Below are 16,382 nucleotides of genomic sequence, written 5' to 3' on the forward strand. Positions count from 1 at the left end.
CCGGGCCGCCGCCCGGCCCCGCGCTCAGCGCGGCAAATAGCGCAGGCGCTGCATCTCGCGCAAGTGCTCGACGATGCATTCCTGCGTATCGATGCAGTCGCCAAAGCCGGCCTGGCGCAGCTTGATGGTCGACACCAGCGGTGGCACCGGCAGCGGGTGGCGCGCCGCCCAGGTGGCGTCGGCGTACTGCCACGACAGGCCGATCAGGTCGCGCAATTGCGGCACGGCCAGGCGCTCGCGTTCGGCGATGGCGCGCCAGCGTTCGGCCTGCTCGGGCATGGCTTCGCGCATGCGCGTGTCGACCGGCTCGCCCAGCGGCATGCCGAACAGCGCGGCCAGGCGCTCGAACACCGGCTGCCACAGCACCACGTCGCCGTTGGCGATATTGAACGCCTCGCCGTGCGCGCGCGGCTCGTCCCAGGCCCAGGCGATGGCGCGGGCGATCAGGCGCGCGTCGGTGCACTCGGTCAGCAGGTGCGGATGGCCCGGATAGCGCAGCGGCTGGCCGGCCTCGCGCGACAGCGCCGCGTAGGCGCCCAGCGTGGCCACCGGATTCATGGCGCTGCCCAGCGCCACCCCCAGCACGATCTGCGGCCGGAAGATGGTCCAGGCGTAGCCCTGCGCGGCGGCGCGTTCGGCCAGCAGGTCCTGCTGGTCGAAATAGAAATTGGCGTGGTCGCGCACCGCGTCGGTTTCGCGGGCGGGCACCGGCATCGGGCGGCCGGTGTGCACGCCGTAGGCCTTGGTGCCCTGCAGCAGCGTCACATGGCGCAGCGGCGCCTCGCGCAGCGCGTCCAGCGTGTTGCGCAGCATGCGCGTATTGAGGTCGGCGTTGCCGCTGTCGCGCCATCCCTTGAGCAAGTCGGGCTGCTCGTTGAGCGCGGCGTACACCACATGCGTGGCGTCGCCGTGGGGCGCCAGCGCCGCGCGCGTGGCCTGCGCGTCGCGCAGGTCGGCCGAAACCCAGGTCGCCTCGGGAGCGAAATCGGGCGCGCGGCGCGACAGCCCCACCCGCGCCAGCCCCGGCCGCTGGCCGAAGTGCTCCAGCGCGGCGCGCCCCACCACGCCCAGCGCGCCCACCACCAATACCTTGCCTGCCGTCGAGTCGGTCATGCTGCCTCCTTGAGTCGGATTGGAATGCGGCGGACTCAGGCCTCGTAGTCGAAGGTGCCGTTGTCCATCACCACCACGTCGCGCGCCGCCACGCGGGCCTGGAAGGCCGCGCGGCCCGGGCCGGTGCGCCAGATGTCCACGCGCACGGTTTCGCCGGGGAACACCGGCGCCGAAAAGCGCCCGCCCATGCCGCGCACCGCCGCCGGCTCGCCGCCGCAGCAGGCCTTGACCAGCGCCTGCCCGACCGCGCCGAAGCTGGCCATGCCATGCAGGATGGGACGGGGAAAACCCGCCTGGCGCGCCACGGCCGGGTCGATATGCAAGGGATTGAGGTCGGCCGACAGGCGATAGATCAGCGCCGACTGCGGCGACGTGCGCGCCTGGACGCTCGCGTCCGGCGCGCGCGCCGGCACCGCCGGCGGCGGCGGACGCGCCGACGGCTTGCCGCCGAAGCCGCCGTCGCCGCGGCAGAACACCGTCTGGCTCAGCGTGGCCAGCGGCGCGCCGTCGGCCAGGTCGATGAGCTCGCGCTCGGCGTAGATCAGCGCCCCCTTGTCGCGCCCCTTGTCGGCCACGTCGACGATACGCGTGACCCCGCGCACCGAGGCGCGGCCGGCCAGCGGCCGGTGCACGCGCATCGACTGCTCGCCATGCACGGTACGCAGCCAGTCCAGGCCCAGCGGCAGGTCGCGCATCCAGAATCCCGGATCGGCCAGCACGTTGGCGAAGGTGGGCGCGACCTTCAGGCGGGTCTCGTCGACGAACGGCAGGTCCAGCCCGTCTTCCGGGTCCAGGCCCGCGCCGACGCCCAGCGCGTAAAGCACGCACTCGCGCCAGCCGTATTGCTGCTCCGCCACCGGGATCTCGGCGGCCAGCAGTCGGTCGGAATCGATCGCCATGGCCGCCCTCACACTGTCTCGGCCGTGCCGAGGATCACGGTGGCCTGGCTGGACAGCACGCCGCCGTTGGCATGCGCCATCGACAGGCGCGCGCCCTCGACCTGGCGTTCGCCGCACTCGCCGCGCAGCTGCGCCACCGACTCGATGACGGTGAACAGCCCGTACATGCCCGGATGGTTGCACGACAGGCCGCCGCCATTGGTGTTGACCGGCAGGCTGCCCCCCGGCGCGATGGCGCCGCTCTCGACGAACGCGCCGGCCTCGCCCTTGGCGCAGAAACCCAGGTCCTCCAGGAACAGCAGTGTGTTGATGGTGAAGGCGTCGTACAGCATCACGTGGTCCATGTCGCGCGGCGCCACGCCGGCCATTTCGCACGCGCGCCGGCCCGACTCCACCGCGCAGGTGACGGTCAGGTCGGGCATGGCCGAAATCTGCCGGTGGCTCACGGCCACGCCGGTGCCCAGCACATGGACCGGCGGGCGCGGCAGGTCGGCCGCGCGTTCGGCGCGCACCAGCACCAGCGCGGCGCCGCCGTCGGTCACCAGGCAGCTGTCGGCCTTGGTCAGCGGATCGCTGATCATGCGCGCGCCCAGCACGTCCGCGCGGGTCAGCGGGTCGCGCGCGTAGGCGTGCGGATTGCGCCGCGCCCACTGGCGCGCGGCCACCGCCACATCGGCCAGCTGCTCGCGCGTGGTGCCGTACTGGTGCATATGGCGCGCCGCGGCCAGCGCATAGCTGGACATGGGATAGCGCGGCCGGAACGGCGCCTCGTACGGCTGCGGGTCCGGCATCGAGGCCAGCTTGCCGCCGGCGGTGAGCTGGTTGGAGCCATAGCAGATCAGCGCCACCTCGCACAGCCCGGTCTCCAGCGCCGCCATGGCCGCCTGCAGATGGAACAGGAACGAGGCGCCGCCCACCATGGTGCCGTCGGCATGGCGCGGCCGGATGCCCAGCCGCTCGGCCACGTTGAGCACCGGCAGGCCCGAAGTGGACATGGCGCAGAACAGTCCGTCGACCTGCGCCATGGCCAGGCCGCAGTCTTCCAGGGCCAGCACGGCCGCCTCCTGCAGCTGGTCGAACGGCGTGCGCCCGGGCGCCTGCCAGCGATGGGTATTGCCGATGCCGGCGATGACGGCGCGGCCTCGCAGCGCGCGGCTCATGCGGCGTCTCCTACGCGCGGCTCGAACACCACGTAGGGTTCATCGCCCGCCACGATGCGCGCGCGCACCGGCTGGCCGATGCGCACCCGCGCGGCCTCGATACCCTCGACGCGGCTCATCATGCGGGCCCCGCCCTCCAGCTCGACCAGCGACACGTTGTAGTCGCCGGCGCGGTCGCGCACCGTGGTGGCGGCGTACACGCTGCCCTGGCCGGACGATTCGCGCCAGGCCAGCCGCGCGCCGCCGCAGGCGCGGCACACCAGCGCGGGCGGAAAGCGCACCGCCGCGCAGTCCTCGCAATGCTGCAGCATCAGCCGGCCCTGGGCCAGCGCCGCGTGATAGCGGGCATCGGGCCCGGGGCCGTCGAAACGCGAATCGGTGGCCATGGCCTACTTCCCCTGCCAGACAGGCTGGCGCTTTTCCGCGAAGGCCGCCGAGCCCTCGCGCGCGTCGGCCGACGCGAACACATGGTCGGTCAGCGCCGCCTGGCGTTCCCACACCTCGTCGGCCGGCCAGTCCTGCGACTCGACCACCACGCGCTTGCTGGCGGCCACCGCCAGCGGGCCGTTGGCGACGATGCGCCGCGCCAGCTCGCGCGCCGCGTCCAGCGCCTGGCCGGGTTCGGTCAGCTGGTTGATCAGGCCATAGCCGTGGGCGCGCCGGGCCGGGAACATGTCGCCGGTCAGCGCCAGCTCCAGCGCGATGCGGTAGGGCAGCTGGCGCGGCAGGCGCACCAGGCCGCCGGCCGTGGCCGCCAGCCCGCGCTTGACCTCGGGCACGCCGAACTGCGCATTGTCGGCCGCCACCACCAGGTCGCAGGCCAGCACCAGCTCGAAGCCGCCGGCCAGCGCATAGCCCTCCACCGCCGCGATCAGCGGCTTGCGCGGCGGCCGGGCGGTCAGCCCGCCGAAGCCGCGCCCCTCGATGCTGGGCAGCTCGCCGCGCAGGAAGCCCTTGAGGTCCATGCCGGCGCAGAACGAGCCGCCGGCGCCGGTCAGGATGCCGATGCGCAGCTCGTCGCTGGCGTCGAGCTCGTCGACCGCCGCGGCGATGCCGCGCGCCACCGCCGGGTTGATCGCGTTGCGGGCCTGCGGCCGGTTGATGGTGATGGTGAGAATGCCGTCGGCGCGGTCGACGAGGACTTCCGCGGCATCGGGGGTTTGCGCGCTCATGGTGGCGTCTCCTTCGGGGTCGGTCGGATGGGTCAGCGCGGCGCCATGCGCAGCGCGCCATCCAGGCGGATGGTTTCGCCGTTGAGCATGGCGTTGCCGATGATGTGCTGGGCCAGCTGCGCGTACTCGTCGGGGCTGCCCAGCCGGGCGGGATGCGGCACCGATGCGGCAAGCGTCTTGCGCGCCTCGGCCGACACGCGCGCCAGCATGGGCGTGTCGAAGATGCCCGGCGCAATGGTGCAGACCCGGATCGCCTTGCTTGCCAGGTCGCGCGCGGCCACGATGGTCATGCCCACCACGCCGGCCTTGGACGAGGCATAGCCGATCTGGCCGATCTGGCCCTCGTAGGCGGCCACCGACGCGGTCAGCACGCACACCCCGCGCTCGCCCTCGGGCGTGAGCGGATTGCGCGCCATGCGCGCCGCCACCAGCCGCAGCGTGTTGAACGTGCCCAGCAGGTTGACGCGCACGATGTCGGCGTAGGTGTCCATGGGCCCGGGGTTGCCTTCCTTGTCGAGCAGGCGCACCGGCCCGCCGCGGCCGGCGCAATGCACCAGCGCGCGCAGCGGGCCGAGCGATTCGGCCAGGTCGCAGGCGGCATTCACCTCGTCTTCGCGGGTGACGTCGGCCGGCGCGAAACGCGCGTCCGGGCCCAGTTCGCGCGCGACCTCCTCGCCCGGCGAACCGGGCAGGTCGGCGATGACCACGCGCGCGCCGGCCGCCAGCAGGCGGCGCGCCGCGGCCAGACCCAGGCCCGACGCGCCGCCAGTGACGAGCGCGGTGATTCCTTGTGTGTCCATGGCAGGCATCCTCGTCGATGGAATGGCAGTCCGGCCATAATACATACCGAACGGTATTTTTTCAAAAGAATTAAGTGCAACCGAAAAATCCTTTGTTTTTATTAGGGAAATCGCCAATGATCGAATTGTATGAACTTCATTGACTTCAAAAAATACCTGATGGTATGTTAGTCGCACCGACCCGCCGGACCGCCCGCAGAGGCGCGCGGCGGAACAGCCGGCTTTCATCGCTAGCAACGTTTCACCGTGAAGAACGGCGTCCCCCCAGAGGCGCCGTACAGAAAGCGACGGCGCACCGCGCCGCTCGCATAACGATCAGGAGACAGGCATGAAGCGGATACACAGACTGTTCACCGCGGGGCTGCTGGCATTGAGCCTGGGCGCGGCGGCACAGGCGCAACAGACCCCCATCAAAGTCGGCGTGATCTTCCCCCTTTCGGGCGGGGCCGGTCCGCAGGGCCAGCACGTCACGCAGGCCATCCAGGCCATGGCGGCCGTCATCAACGAAAGCGGCGGCGTGATGGGCCGCCAGATCGAGATCGTGTCGCGCGACGACGAATCCACGCCCGCGGTCGGCGTCTCGCGCGCCACCGAACTGATCAGCGCCGGCGTGTCGGTCATCATCGAAGGCTGGAACAGCCCGGTCACGCTGGCCATGCAGCCGGTCATCGCGCGCGCCGGCGTGCTGGACATCACGGCGATCTCCAAGGCCGACCCGATTCTTTCGGGCGAAGGCAACCCGCTGGCGATCCGCCTGAACAGCTCCAACTCGCAGGACGGGGCGGTGATCGCCGACTACATCAAGTCGGTGGGCGCCAAGCGCGTGGCCTTCCTGACCGAGAACGACGCCTATGGCAACGGCGCGCAGGAGTCCATCGAAACCTCGCTGAAGAAGCTGGGCCATGCCTACGAAAAAGTGGCCGAAGAGAAATTCCCGTTCACGCAGGCCGACTTCCGAGTCGCCATGACCAACGTGCGCGCCGCCAAGCCCGACGTCACCGTGGCCATCAACGCCAACGAAGGCCTGGGCATGCCGGCCATCATCCGCCAGGCCAAACAGTCGCGCCTGCCGGGCAAGCTGGTCAGCGCGGTGGGCACCGTGGCCCCCAGCGTCATCAACGTGGCGGGCGACGCCGCCGACGGCCTGATCGGCGCAGACATCTATTTCCCCGACGTGGAGCCGTTCGCGTCCAATCCCGCCAACCAGCGTTTCGTGGCCAAGACGCAGGAGATGTTCAAGTACACGCCCGACAAGTTCATGGCGCTGGGCGCCACCTCGCTGCAGGTATGGGCCATGGCCGCCAACGAGCTCAAGACGCTGGACCGCGAGGCCATCGCCAAGCGCATCCGCGGCGGCGCGTTCAAGGGCACCGCCATGGGCGACCTGCAATTCGAACCCAACGGCCAGCTGAAGTCGAACTACTACCTGTTCCGCGTCGACGGCCGCAAGATCGTGGTCCAGCCATGATCGCGCCGACCGAGGCCGCCGCGCCCGCGCTCAGCGTGCAGGCGCTGGGCGTGCGCTACGGCGCCCTGGTCGCGCTGGAGGACGTCAGCTGGGAAGTGCGCGCCGGCGAGCTGCTGGGCATCATCGGTCCCAACGGCGCGGGCAAGAGTTCGTGCTACGACGCGGTGTCGGCGCTGATCCCGCGCACCGGCACGGTGCATCTGCACGGGCGCGACATCAGCGCCGTGCCGGCGCACGGCCTGGCCGCGCTGGGCATCAAGCGGGCCTTCCAGCAGAACGCCTTCTTCGACGACCTGAGCGTGCTGGAGAACATGATGGCGGTGCTGGGCGGACAGGCGCAGGCCGGACTGCTGGCCAGCGCGCTCAACCCGCTGGGCGCGGCGCGCCGCCGCGTCCAGGCGCGCGCCTACGCGGCCGGCCAGCTGGAGCGCTTCGGCGTGCCGGCCGCCTGCCACGACCTGCATCCCAAGGAGATCTCCTATGGCATGCAACGCATGCTGTCGATCGCGCTGGCCTACGGCCGCGGCGCCGCCGTGCTGCTGCTGGACGAGCCGGCGGCCGGCCTGGGCGGCGCCGACATGGCCGCGCTGGTGCGGCTGCTGGGCGAACTGAAAAGCGAAGGCGTGGCGCTGGTCGTCATCGAACACCATATCGAGCTGATCATGGCCGTGGCCGACCGGATCTGCGTGCTCAACCTGGGCCGTCCGCTGGCCTGCGGCGTCCCGGCCGCCATCCAGAACGACCCGCGCGTGCTCGAAGCCTATCTCGGGAGCGCGCAATGAACGCCCCGACCACGGACCAGGCCGTGCTGAGCGCGCGGCAGCTGGAAGTCGGCTACGCCGGCAACCGCGCGCTCGGCCTGGACGCGCTGTCAGTGGGGCGCGGCGAAATCGTCGGCGTGATCGGCGCCAACGGCGCCGGCAAGTCCACCCTGGTCAACGCCTTGCTGGGCTGGTCGCGCGGCCGCCCCACGGTGCGCGGCGAAATCCGCCTCGACGGCCGGCGCATCGACGCCACGCCCACCCACCAGCGGGTGCGCGACGGGCTGCTGCTGGTGCCCGAGGGACGGCTGATCTTCGCCAGCATGAACGTCGAGGAGAACCTCAGCGCCGCCTTCGACGCGGGCAGCCCGGAAGGGCGCCGCTTCTATACCCGCGACGAAGTCTTCCAGCTGTTCCCGCGCCTGGCCGAACGGCGCCGCCACCTGGGCGCGCAGCTGTCCGGCGGCGAGCGCCAGATGCTGGGCATCGGCCGCGCGCTGATGATGGGCCCGCGCGTCCTGCTGCTGGACGAGCCGTCCATCGGCCTGGCGCCCATGCTGGTCTCGCAGGTGCTGCAAACGCTGCAAACCCTGGCGCGCTCGGGCCTGTCCATCCTGCTGGTGGAGCAGAACGTGCGCGCCGCCATGGAAGTGGTCGACCGCCTGCTGCTGCTCGAGCGCGGCCGGCTCGTGCTGGAAGGCCCGGCCGCCAGCGTCGGCGCCGATCCGCGCATCGCCCAGGCCTATCTCGGAGCGCACGCCGCATGAATCTACTGCAACAGCTCATCAACGGCATCGTGCTGGGCCATGCCTACGCGCTGATCGCCATCGGCTGGACCCTGCTGCTGGGCGTGGCCCGGCTGGTGAACTTCGGCCATGGCCAGATGTACATGGTGGGCGCCTTCGTCACCTGGTGGGCCACCACCTCGGCCGGCATGCCCTACCTGCTGGCGCTGCCCACCGCCATGGCGCTGGGCGCGCTGATCGGCCTGGCCATGCAGCGCATCATGCTGCGCGCCACCTTCGAGCAGAACCTGGTGTCCATCATGATCATGACGCTGGGCTTCGGCTACGTCATCCAGGGCGCGGCCTCGCTGATCTTCGGCTCGACCGGGCAGATCCTGGACACGGCCTGGTCGCAGCGCGATATCGAGGTCGGCGACCTGTGGGTCACCTGGCAGGACGCCGCCATCGTGGTCGCCGCGATCGCCGTGTTCGCCGGCCTGAAATGGCTGCTGGAAGGCTCGCGCGCCGGCCGGCTGGTGCGCATGGTGGCCGAAGATCCGAAGCTGGCGCAGCTGGCCGGCGTCGACGTGCGCCGCATCTACTACGGCGTGTTCGCCTTCGAGGGCGCCGCGGTGGCCTTTGCCGCCGGCATGGTGGCGCCGCGCACGCCCATCCTCACCTCGATGGGCTTCGAGGAAGTCATCATCACCTTTGTCGTGGTGGTGCTGGGCGGCATCGGCAGCGTCACCGGCAGCTATGCCGCCGGCGTGGCGCTGGGCGTGTTCACCGCCCTGTTCAGCGCCCTGGTCTCGCCGGCCTACGCCACGGCGGCCGCCTTCCTGGTGCTGATCGGCGTGCTGGTCTTGCGCCCGGGCGGCCTGAGCGCCGGCGCGGCGCGGGGGGTGCACTGATGATCCGCCTGTCGCTGCGCCGCGCCGCCCTCCTGCCGCTGGCCGTCATCGTCCTGTACCTGCCGGCCTGGCTGGGCGGCAGCCCCGCCATCTACAGCGCGGCCGTGCTGATCGCCATCCTCGCCGTCATGTCCTACGGACTGGACGTGGTGGTCTCGGACCTGGGCGAGGTCAGCCTGGGCCACACCGTGTTCTTCGCCACCGGCGCCTACGTCACCGCCCTGCTCTCGACCCGCGCCGGCGCGGGCGCCTGGACCACGCTGGCGGCCACCATCGTGGCCGCGCTGGGCGTCTCGGCGGTGGTCGGACTGGTCACGCTGCGGCTGCGCGAGTTCGTCTTCTCGCTGGTCACCTACGCCGTGGCGGTGGTGGCGGTCACGGTGGCGGCCAACTGGGCCTTCCTGGGCGGCTCGGACGGCCTGCGCGGCCTGCCCACCCTGGACCTGTCGGTGGCCGGCCTGTCGCTGACCGCCGGCAACGACGAGGAACTGTGGCCTTACGCCTTCGGCCTGCTGGTCGTGGTCATCTACCTGATCGACCGCTTCCGCCACTCGCGGCTGGGCACCGCCGCCATCATGGTGCACCAGAACCCGCGGCTGGCGACCATGAGCGGCATCGACCCGGCGCGCGTGCGGCTGCAGGTGTTCCTGTTCTCGGCGCCCATCAGCGCGGCGGCCGGCTGGCTGTACGCCTACCAGCGCGCCTACGTCAGCGCCGACATCCTGGAAACCTACTTCCTGATCCTGATGCTGACCGCCGTGGTGCTGGTGGGGCGGCGCCAGCTGCTCGGCCCCCTGCTGGCCACCGCGCTGGTGCTGATCCAGGAGAAATTCTTTTCGTTCGGCGGCTATGTCGACAAGATCGTGCTCGGCAGCCTGCTGGTGCTGGTACTGGCTTTCTTTCCGCAGGGGCTGATGGGCCTGGTCCGGCCGCTGGCCCGCCTGGCGCGCCGCCGCCAGCCCGCCTCCCCTGTCGCGACTACCCTGGAGAACCCAAAGTGACTGTCATCTGGAAACCCGCATTGGACGACGCCGCCACGCGCTGGCAAACCCTGGCCGAGCGCCTGGGCCGCGAACGCTTCGGCCCGCTGGCCCCCGAGCTGGACCGCGACCAGCGCTATCCCTGGGAGACCATCGAAGCGCTGGTCGAACACAAGTTCGCCGGGCTGTTCCTGCCCACCCAATGGGGCGGCCAGGGCGCGAATCTGGCCACCACGGTGGCGGCGGTCGAGGCCCTGGGCACGCACTGCGCCTCGACCTCGGCCATCATGTGCGCCTACCAGCTGGGCGCCTTTCCCATCCTGCTGGCCGGCACCGACGCGCAGAAGGACTTCTACCTGCGCGAGATGACCCTGGGCCGCGCCACCAGCTTCGCGCTGTCCGAGCGCATCGCCGGCTCGGACGCCGCCGCCATCGAGGCCACCGCCACCCGCGAGGGCGACGGCTGGCGGCTGCGCGGCGAGAAATACTGGATCGGCAACGGCGGCGCCTCGCGCTACTACGTGGTGTTCGCCAAGACCGACCCGGCCGCCGGCGGGCGCGGCGTGTCGGCCTTCATGGTCGACAAGGAACAGCCGGGCGCCGTGATCGACGAGCTGTCGGACAAGATGGGCATCCGCGGCACCCAGACCTCCAACCTCAAGCTGGACCTGGTGGTGCCCGACAGCGCCCGCGTGGGCGAGCTCAACCGCGCCCTGAGGCTGGCGCTGCAGACCCTGAACGTGGGCCGCATCATGGTGGCGGCCCAGTCCCTCGGGGTGGCGCTGGGCGCCTATCGCCAGGCCGCCGACCGCGCCGTCTCCCGCCGGGCCTTCGGCCAGCCCATCGGCGAGAACCAGGCCATCGGTTTCCGCCTGGCCGACATGGCCACCGAGATCTCGGCCGCGCGCATGATGCTCTACGAGGCGGCGCGCGCCTACGACGCCGGCCAGGATGTCTCCAACCTGGGCGCCATGGCCAAGCTGTTCTCCTCGGAGGTATCGCACCGGGTGGTGGACAATACGGTACAGATCTGGGGCGGCCTGGGCTATTGCAAGCCCACCGTGGCGGAACGTCTCTACCGCGACCAGCGCATCCTCGAGATCTACGAAGGCTCTTCCGAGATCCAGCGGCTGGTGCTCTCGCGCGCGGTGCGCAAGGAGGCGGAAGAAGCGGCGAACTGAATCCGGCAATGCAGAAGAGGTATCAATGGCCAGTGCACACCAGACGCCCGCCGACGCCAACGGCGGCGAGTCGCGAGACGAAATCCTGCGGGCGGCCGCGGAACTGTTCATGGAGTTCGGCTACGCGGCCACCTCCATCGACGCCGTCGCCCAGCGGCTGGGCTCCACCAAGGGCCGCATCTATCACCACTACCGCAGCAAGGCTGACCTCTTCTTCGACGTACAGGTCACCGCCATGAACCGCCTGACCGCCCAGGTCGAGCCGCTGGCCAGGGAGGGCGGCAGCGCCGTCGGGCGGCTGGCGGCCATGGCGCTGCGGCACACGCAGATCCTGCTCAAGGAGATGCCGATGCAGAAGGTCGCGGTGCAGGGGCTGGAGCGGCACCTGCTGGAAGCCTCCTCGGCGGCCAAGCGGCTGCGCGCGGTGGTCAAGATGCGCGACGACTACGAGCAGATGTTCGTGGAAGTCATCGACGACGGCGTCCGCGAGGGCTCGTTCGTGGACCTGCCGCCGCGCTTGTTGAGCAAACCGTTCTTCGGCGCGCTGAACTGGGCCACCGTCTGGTACAGCCAGCGCCGCCTGCAAAGCGAAGAGGCGATAGACGATATCGCGCATGCCCTGGCGGCCTACGCGCTGCGGGGCCTACTCAAGGACTCCAACGATGAAGCAGCAAGAGAGACAGCCTTATTCCGATACGATCTGGGATGAGGCCGAGACCTGGTCGCGCGACCGCATCGAACAGTTCCAGCTCGACGCGCTGCGGCGCCAGCTGCAGCGCGTGGCGCGCACCAGCAATCACTATCGCCAGGTCTTCGCGGCCGCCGGTTTCGAGCCCGGCGACCTGAAAAGCCTGGCCGACCTGCGCCGCCTGCCCTTCACGCACAAGCGCGACTACCTGGCCGGACTGCAGGCCGAACCCCCCTTCGGCAGCCTGGCCGCCGTCGCGCCGGGCGAAGCGGTCCGGGTGCATTTTTCCTCGGGCACCACCGCGCGCCCCGCGCCGGTGCTGTGGACCCAGGCCGACATCGACCGCTGGGCCGACCTGTACGCACGCTACCTGTACGGCCAGGGCCTGCGCCGCGGCGACGTCTTCCAGTGCATGTTCAACTACGCATGGTTCGTCGGCGGCCTGGGCGCCACGCTGGCGGCCCAGCACGTCGGCGCGCTGGTCATCCCGGCGTCCTCGGGCGATACGCAGCGGCAGATCGAAACCATCTACCAGTACGGCACGCAATGCGTGATCGGCACGCCGTCCTTCATGGCACACATGGCCGAGGCCGCGCAGGCCATGGGCCGCGACCTGGCCAGCTCGCCGGTGCGCATGGTGTGCGTGGGCGGCGAGCCCGGCGCCAGCATCCCCGGCACCCGCGAACGCATCGAGCGCCAATGGGGCGCCAGGATGTACGACTGCTACGGCGCGCTGGAATGCCAGCCCATCGGCTGGGATACCGCCGCGCAGCTGGGCCCCACGCTGGCCGAGGACTTCATCTACGTCGAGATCCTGCACCCCGAAACCCACGAGCCGGTGGCCGACGGCGAACGCGGCGTGCTGGTGCTGACCCACCTGGACAAGCAGGCCTGCCCACTGGTGCGCTGGTGGACCGGCGACATCGTGGTGCGCGACAGCCGCCCCGCCCCCGACGGCCGCACCCACGCGCGGCTGACCGGCGGCGTGCTGGGCCGCAGCGACGACATGCTGATCGTGCGCGGCGTGAACCTGTTCCCCTCGGCCATCGAGGACGTGGTGCGCGCCTTCCCCGGCCTGACCAACGAATACGTCATCGTGCTCGACGACAGCCTCAAGGATCCGAACACCGGGTTCCTGACCGGCGTGAAACTGCGGGTCGAGCGCGAAAGCGGCGCGGCCGCCGACGTGGGCGAGCGGCTGTCGCAGCGCCTGCGCGAAAAGCTGCAGGTGCGCTTCCAGGTCGAGGTGGTCGAGTCCGGCACGCTGCCGCGCACCGTGCACAAGGCCAAGCGGGTGATCCATGCCTGAGCCCGCCGAACACCTGCCCCGGCCGCTGGCGGGCCGCCGGGTGGTCGACCTCTCGCAATTCATCGCCGGCCCCACCGCGGCCCAGTACCTGGCCGACTTCGGCGCCGACGTCGTCAAGATCGAATCGCCGCAGGGCGACGGGGTGCGCACGCTGCAGGGCAACGCCTACGGCAGCTACTACGCGCGCAGCTTCAACACCGGCAAGCGCAGCCAGGTGCTGGATCTGCGGGTGGCGGCCGACCGCGCCGCGCTGGACGCCCTGCTCGAGACGGCCGACGCCTTCATCTGCAACCTGGCGCCATCCTCGCTGGCAAAGCTGGACCTGCAGGGGCCGACGCTGCGCGCGCGCTTTCCGCGCCTGGTCATCGCGCTGGTGTCGGGCTACGGCCAGCAGGACGATCGCGTCTGCATGGACACCATCGCCCAGTGCGAGTCCGGCTTCGCGCTGCTCAACGGCGACGAAGACGGTTCGCCGCGCCTGTCGACCAGCTGGCCGGTGGACATGTTCAGCGGCATGTACGCCGGCATGAGCTGCGCCATGGCCATGCTGGACCCGGCCGGCAAGGGCTGCCTGATCGACCTGTCCATGATGGAGGTGGCCGCCGCCATGCTGATCGGGCCGGCGGCGCTGGCCGTCAGCGAGGGCGACGCGCTGGGCCCGCCCATGGGCAACCGCGACCGCGCCTCGGCGCCATCGAGCATTTACCGCTGCGCCGACGGCCATGTCTACATACTCGGCGGCGTGGACACCTATTGGGCGCGGCTGCGCCCGCTGATCGGCGCCGACGACGCCCCCTTCACGGAACGGCTGCGGCGCGCCGCCCACTTCGACGCGCAGGTCGAAGCCTGGACCCTGCCGCAGCGGCGCGAAACCGTGCTGGCGCGCATGCGCGAACTGCAGATCCCGGCCGGCAACGTCCGCCCGCCCGAGGAAGCGCTGGCCATGATCCGCGGCCTGCGACCCGGCGCGGTGTCGCGGGCGCTGCCTTCGGGCGAGCACGTGCCGGCCTTCCCGGCGCTGTTCGACGGCCAGCGGCTGCCGCGCACCGCCACCCCGCACGTGGGCGGCGGCCGGCGCGCCGGCTGAAGCCCGTTCGACTCTTTCAGGAAACCCTTTTCAGGAAAGCCGTCCATGACCTCATCCTCCGCTCCCTCCATCGATGACTTGCGCGTGCTGCGCGCCGACGCGCTGGCCGGCCGCAGCGCCTTCGTCAGCGGCGCCGGCTCCGGCATCGGCCGCGGCATCGCGCTGCGCCTGCTGTCGCTGGGCATGAATGTGTTCGGCACCGGCCGCCGCGCCGAGCCGCTGGCCGAAACCGCCAGCCTGGCGCAGGGGCTGCCCGGGCGCTTCGACCACGCGCCGTGCAACGTGCGCGAGACCGCCGCCATCGAGGCGCTGGTGGCCGAGGTCGGCCAGCGCCAGGGCATAGACCTGCTGGTCAACAACGCCGGCGGCCAGTTCTTCGCGCCCGCCACCGACATCAGCCGCAAGGGCTGGGATGCCGTCATCGACGTCAACCTCAACGCCGTATTCGTGGTCACCAAGGCCGCCTACCCGTTCCTGAAGGCGCGCAAGGGCGCGGTGGTCAACATTTCGCTCTCGGGCGTGGACCGCGGCTCGATGGGCATCGCGCACTCCATCGCCGCGCGCGCCGGCGTGCTGGGCCTGACGCGCACCCTGGCGCTGGAATGGGCGCGCGACGACATCGCGCTCAATTGCATCGGCCCCGGCGCGGTGATCACCGAAGGCCTGGCCGGCGAAGCCGCGCGCGCCATGCTCGACCGCCTGGTCGAGGCCACGCCCATGGGCCGGCCCACGCGTGTCGAGGAAGTCGCCGAACTGGTAGCCTTCCTGGCTACGCCGGCCGCCCACCTGATGACCGGCCAACTGATCCAGATCGACGGCGCGGCCCACCTGGGCAGCGGCCTGCACATGCTGGCGGCCTGAACCCGTATCCGTGCCGCGGCCCCGGCCGCGGCCGCCCATCTCCTGTCTTTCACCCGGAAACGAACACCATGAGCAAATTCCTGCGCCACGACCGCGACGGCGCCATCTGGACCGTCACCCTCGACCAGCCGGAAACCCGCAACGCCCTGACCGGCAATACCGCCGTGCAGGAAATCGTCGACCTGTGCGAGGAGGTCGCGCGCGACGATTCCGTGCGCGTGATCATCCTCACCGGCGCCGATCCCGTCTTCAGCTCGGGCGGCAACGTCAAGGACATGCGGCGCTTTTTCGACGACAGCATCAGCGCCGCCGACATCCGCCAGGAATACCGCCACGGCATCCAGCGGCTCACGCGCGCCCTCTACAACATCGACGTGCCCACCATCGCCGCGGTCAACGGCGCGGCCATCGGCGCGGGCTGCGACCTGGCCTGCATGTGCGATATCCGCATCGCCTCCGAGCAGGCCAGCTTCGCCGAGAGCTTCATCAAGGTCGGCATCGTGCCGGGCGACGGCGGCGCATGGCTGCTGCCGCGCGTGGTCGGCATGTCGCGCGCGCTGGAAATGTCGTTCACGGGGGATGCCATGGCGGCGGCCGAGGCGCTGGCCTGCGGCCTGGTGTCGCGCGTCGTGCCGCACGACCAATTGCTGGCGCAGGCGCGCCAGCTGGCCGAGCGCATCGCCGCCAACCCCGGGGCCACGCTGCGGCTGACCAAGCGCCTGCTGCGCGAAGGCCAGGAGCTGGGGCTGGACAGCCTGCTGGAGCAATCGGCGGCAGCCCAGGCCATCGCCCACAAGACGCCGGAGCACCGCGAGGCGGTGACCGCCTTCATCGAGAAGCGCCGGCCGGATTTCAGCCGCGCGGCGCGCCGGGACTGATATCCCGGGCTACTGCCGGGGCATGGCGCGCAGCTGTTCGCACATCTGCTGCTTCTGCTGGGCGCTGGCGCCGGCGATCTGCTGCTTGCCCTTGGCCAGGCCGGCCGCGAACGCGGTCTCGAACTGCTCGGCGGACACGCCCATGCCGGCCATGGCCTGCTGCTGGCGCGCCTTCATGTCGCTCAGCTCGGCCGGCTTGTAATCGCCGCAGGCCTGCGCGGCGGCGTGCATCACGCCCCCCATCTCGGCCATGGCCAGGTGGGTCTCGGCGCCCTGGGCGGCGCACGCGCCGGCCACGCCCAGCGCGGCCGCGGCGACCAGGGCCTTCTTGCACAGCGTTTTCAACATGTTCGGGACTCCTGCGTGGTGGCGCCGCGCCCGCCGGGCGC

At 71.0% G+C, this 16,382-nt stretch carries 18 protein-coding genes; 11 read left to right on the plus strand and 7 right to left on the minus strand.

Annotation, left to right across the window (positions count from 1 at the left end; all coding sequences use genetic code 11):
- Window positions 1-24: 24 nt before the first annotated feature.
- The 6 genes from CAL11_RS20520 to CAL11_RS20545 are packed head-to-tail and all read right to left on the minus strand — an operon-like array spanning window position 25 to window position 5,144.
- Window positions 25-1,113 (minus strand): SDR family oxidoreductase, encoded by a 1,089-nt coding sequence (locus tag CAL11_RS20520; protein ID WP_086094065.1) that lies wholly within the window; start codon window positions 1,111-1,113, stop codon window positions 25-27.
- A 35-nt stretch (window positions 1,114-1,148) separates the two neighbouring features.
- Complete coding sequence (locus CAL11_RS20525) at window positions 1,149-2,012, minus strand: MaoC/PaaZ C-terminal domain-containing protein (protein ID WP_086094066.1); 864 nt, start codon at window positions 2,010-2,012, stop codon at window positions 1,149-1,151.
- An 8-nt stretch (window positions 2,013-2,020) separates the two neighbouring features.
- Complete coding sequence (locus CAL11_RS20530) at window positions 2,021-3,172, minus strand: thiolase (protein ID WP_033466839.1); 1,152 nt, start codon at window positions 3,170-3,172, stop codon at window positions 2,021-2,023.
- Complete coding sequence (locus tag CAL11_RS20535) at window positions 3,169-3,558, minus strand: Zn-ribbon domain-containing OB-fold protein (protein ID WP_086094067.1); 390 nt, start codon at window positions 3,556-3,558, stop codon at window positions 3,169-3,171. Before CAL11_RS20535 ends, CAL11_RS20530 begins: the two co-directional genes overlap by 4 nt.
- Window positions 3,559-3,561: 3 nt before the next feature.
- The gene (locus tag CAL11_RS20540) at window positions 3,562-4,344 is read right to left on the minus strand and encodes a crotonase/enoyl-CoA hydratase family protein (RefSeq protein WP_086094068.1); all 783 of its coding nucleotides are present in this window, start codon (window positions 4,342-4,344) and stop codon (window positions 3,562-3,564) included.
- Between the two features lie 32 nt (window positions 4,345-4,376).
- On the minus strand, window positions 4,377-5,144 hold the full coding sequence (locus CAL11_RS20545) for an SDR family NAD(P)-dependent oxidoreductase (protein WP_086094069.1): 768 nt from the start codon (window positions 5,142-5,144) through the stop codon (window positions 4,377-4,379).
- Between the two features lie 328 nt (window positions 5,145-5,472).
- On the opposite strand from CAL11_RS20545, the gene CAL11_RS20550 reads away from it, so the two are divergent.
- The 11 genes from CAL11_RS20550 (at window position 5,473) to CAL11_RS20600 (ending at window position 15,993) form a co-directional block, all read left to right on the plus strand.
- Window positions 5,473-6,612 carry an ABC transporter substrate-binding protein gene (locus tag CAL11_RS20550; RefSeq protein ID WP_033449193.1) on the plus strand — a complete coding sequence of 380 codons (1,140 nt, stop codon included), beginning with the start codon at window positions 5,473-5,475 and terminating at the stop codon, window positions 6,610-6,612.
- Window positions 6,609-7,394 carry an ABC transporter ATP-binding protein gene (locus tag CAL11_RS20555; RefSeq protein WP_086094070.1) on the plus strand — a complete coding sequence of 262 codons (786 nt, stop codon included), beginning with the start codon at window positions 6,609-6,611 and terminating at the stop codon, window positions 7,392-7,394. Before CAL11_RS20550 ends, CAL11_RS20555 begins: the two co-directional genes overlap by 4 nt.
- Window positions 7,391-8,140 (plus strand): ABC transporter ATP-binding protein, encoded by a 750-nt coding sequence (locus CAL11_RS20560; RefSeq protein WP_086094071.1) that lies wholly within the window; start codon window positions 7,391-7,393, stop codon window positions 8,138-8,140. Before CAL11_RS20555 ends, CAL11_RS20560 begins: the two co-directional genes overlap by 4 nt.
- Window positions 8,137-9,009 (plus strand): branched-chain amino acid ABC transporter permease, encoded by an 873-nt coding sequence (locus tag CAL11_RS20565; protein ID WP_033449187.1) that lies wholly within the window; start codon window positions 8,137-8,139, stop codon window positions 9,007-9,009. Before CAL11_RS20560 ends, CAL11_RS20565 begins: the two co-directional genes overlap by 4 nt.
- Window positions 9,009-10,010: a branched-chain amino acid ABC transporter permease gene (locus tag CAL11_RS20570; RefSeq protein WP_033449185.1), complete on the plus strand. Its 1,002-nt coding sequence runs from the start codon at window positions 9,009-9,011 to the stop codon at window positions 10,008-10,010. The genes CAL11_RS20565 and CAL11_RS20570 overlap by 1 nt, the downstream gene beginning before the upstream one ends.
- Window positions 10,007-11,170, plus strand: a complete 1,164-nt coding sequence (locus tag CAL11_RS20575) for an acyl-CoA dehydrogenase family protein (protein WP_086094072.1) — start codon at window positions 10,007-10,009, stop codon at window positions 11,168-11,170. The genes CAL11_RS20570 and CAL11_RS20575 overlap by 4 nt, the downstream gene beginning before the upstream one ends.
- Before the next feature lie 25 nt (window positions 11,171-11,195).
- Window positions 11,196-11,879, plus strand: a complete 684-nt coding sequence (locus tag CAL11_RS20580) for a TetR/AcrR family transcriptional regulator (RefSeq protein WP_086094073.1) — start codon at window positions 11,196-11,198, stop codon at window positions 11,877-11,879.
- Window positions 11,833-13,167 (plus strand): phenylacetate--CoA ligase family protein, encoded by a 1,335-nt coding sequence (locus CAL11_RS20585; RefSeq protein ID WP_086094074.1) that lies wholly within the window; start codon window positions 11,833-11,835, stop codon window positions 13,165-13,167. Before CAL11_RS20580 ends, CAL11_RS20585 begins: the two co-directional genes overlap by 47 nt.
- Window positions 13,160-14,254: a CoA transferase gene (locus CAL11_RS20590; protein ID WP_086094075.1), complete on the plus strand. Its 1,095-nt coding sequence runs from the start codon at window positions 13,160-13,162 to the stop codon at window positions 14,252-14,254. The genes CAL11_RS20585 and CAL11_RS20590 overlap by 8 nt, the downstream gene beginning before the upstream one ends.
- Before the next feature lie 45 nt (window positions 14,255-14,299).
- Entirely contained in the window at window positions 14,300-15,115 is an 816-nt protein-coding gene (locus tag CAL11_RS20595; RefSeq protein ID WP_086094076.1) for an SDR family oxidoreductase, read from the plus strand.
- Between the two features lie 68 nt (window positions 15,116-15,183).
- The gene (locus CAL11_RS20600) at window positions 15,184-15,993 is read left to right on the plus strand and encodes a crotonase/enoyl-CoA hydratase family protein (protein ID WP_086094077.1); all 810 of its coding nucleotides are present in this window, start codon (window positions 15,184-15,186) and stop codon (window positions 15,991-15,993) included.
- A 9-nt stretch (window positions 15,994-16,002) separates the two neighbouring features.
- Here the strand turns inward: CAL11_RS20600 and CAL11_RS20605 are convergent, their stop codons facing one another.
- Window positions 16,003-16,341, minus strand: a complete 339-nt coding sequence (locus tag CAL11_RS20605) for a hypothetical protein (RefSeq protein ID WP_086094078.1) — start codon at window positions 16,339-16,341, stop codon at window positions 16,003-16,005.
- Between the last annotated feature and the right edge of the window lie 41 nt (window positions 16,342-16,382).

Source organism: Bordetella genomosp. 6, assembly GCF_002119705.1.
In the GTDB taxonomy this organism is placed as follows: domain Bacteria; phylum Pseudomonadota; class Gammaproteobacteria; order Burkholderiales; family Burkholderiaceae_B; genus Bordetella; species Bordetella bronchiseptica_F.

Bases quoted from the DNA above. Each gene is read 5' to 3' on its own strand.
- CAL11_RS20520 (WP_086094065.1), bottom strand. From the start codon at position 1,113: ATGACCGACTCGACGGCAGGCAAGGTATTGGTGGTGGGCGCGCTGGGC.
- CAL11_RS20525 (WP_086094066.1), bottom strand. From the start codon at position 2,012: ATGGCGATCGATTCCGACCGACTGCTGGCCGCCGAGATCCCGGTGGCG.
- CAL11_RS20530 (WP_033466839.1), bottom strand. From the start codon at position 3,172: ATGAGCCGCGCGCTGCGAGGCCGCGCCGTCATCGCCGGCATCGGCAAT.
- CAL11_RS20535 (WP_086094067.1), bottom strand. From the start codon at position 3,558: ATGGCCACCGATTCGCGTTTCGACGGCCCCGGGCCCGATGCCCGCTAT.
- CAL11_RS20540 (WP_086094068.1), bottom strand. From the start codon at position 4,344: ATGAGCGCGCAAACCCCCGATGCCGCGGAAGTCCTCGTCGACCGCGCC.
- CAL11_RS20545 (WP_086094069.1), bottom strand. From the start codon at position 5,144: ATGGACACACAAGGAATCACCGCGCTCGTCACTGGCGGCGCGTCGGGC.
- CAL11_RS20550 (WP_033449193.1), top strand. From the start codon at position 5,473: ATGAAGCGGATACACAGACTGTTCACCGCGGGGCTGCTGGCATTGAGC.
- CAL11_RS20555 (WP_086094070.1), top strand. From the start codon at position 6,609: ATGATCGCGCCGACCGAGGCCGCCGCGCCCGCGCTCAGCGTGCAGGCG.
- CAL11_RS20560 (WP_086094071.1), top strand. From the start codon at position 7,391: ATGAACGCCCCGACCACGGACCAGGCCGTGCTGAGCGCGCGGCAGCTG.
- CAL11_RS20565 (WP_033449187.1), top strand. From the start codon at position 8,137: ATGAATCTACTGCAACAGCTCATCAACGGCATCGTGCTGGGCCATGCC.
- CAL11_RS20570 (WP_033449185.1), top strand. From the start codon at position 9,009: ATGATCCGCCTGTCGCTGCGCCGCGCCGCCCTCCTGCCGCTGGCCGTC.
- CAL11_RS20580 (WP_086094073.1), top strand. From the start codon at position 11,196: ATGGCCAGTGCACACCAGACGCCCGCCGACGCCAACGGCGGCGAGTCG.
- CAL11_RS20585 (WP_086094074.1), top strand. From the start codon at position 11,833: ATGAAGCAGCAAGAGAGACAGCCTTATTCCGATACGATCTGGGATGAG.
- CAL11_RS20590 (WP_086094075.1), top strand. From the start codon at position 13,160: ATGCCTGAGCCCGCCGAACACCTGCCCCGGCCGCTGGCGGGCCGCCGG.
- CAL11_RS20595 (WP_086094076.1), top strand. From the start codon at position 14,300: ATGACCTCATCCTCCGCTCCCTCCATCGATGACTTGCGCGTGCTGCGC.
- CAL11_RS20600 (WP_086094077.1), top strand. From the start codon at position 15,184: ATGAGCAAATTCCTGCGCCACGACCGCGACGGCGCCATCTGGACCGTC.
- CAL11_RS20605 (WP_086094078.1), bottom strand. From the start codon at position 16,341: ATGTTGAAAACGCTGTGCAAGAAGGCCCTGGTCGCCGCGGCCGCGCTG.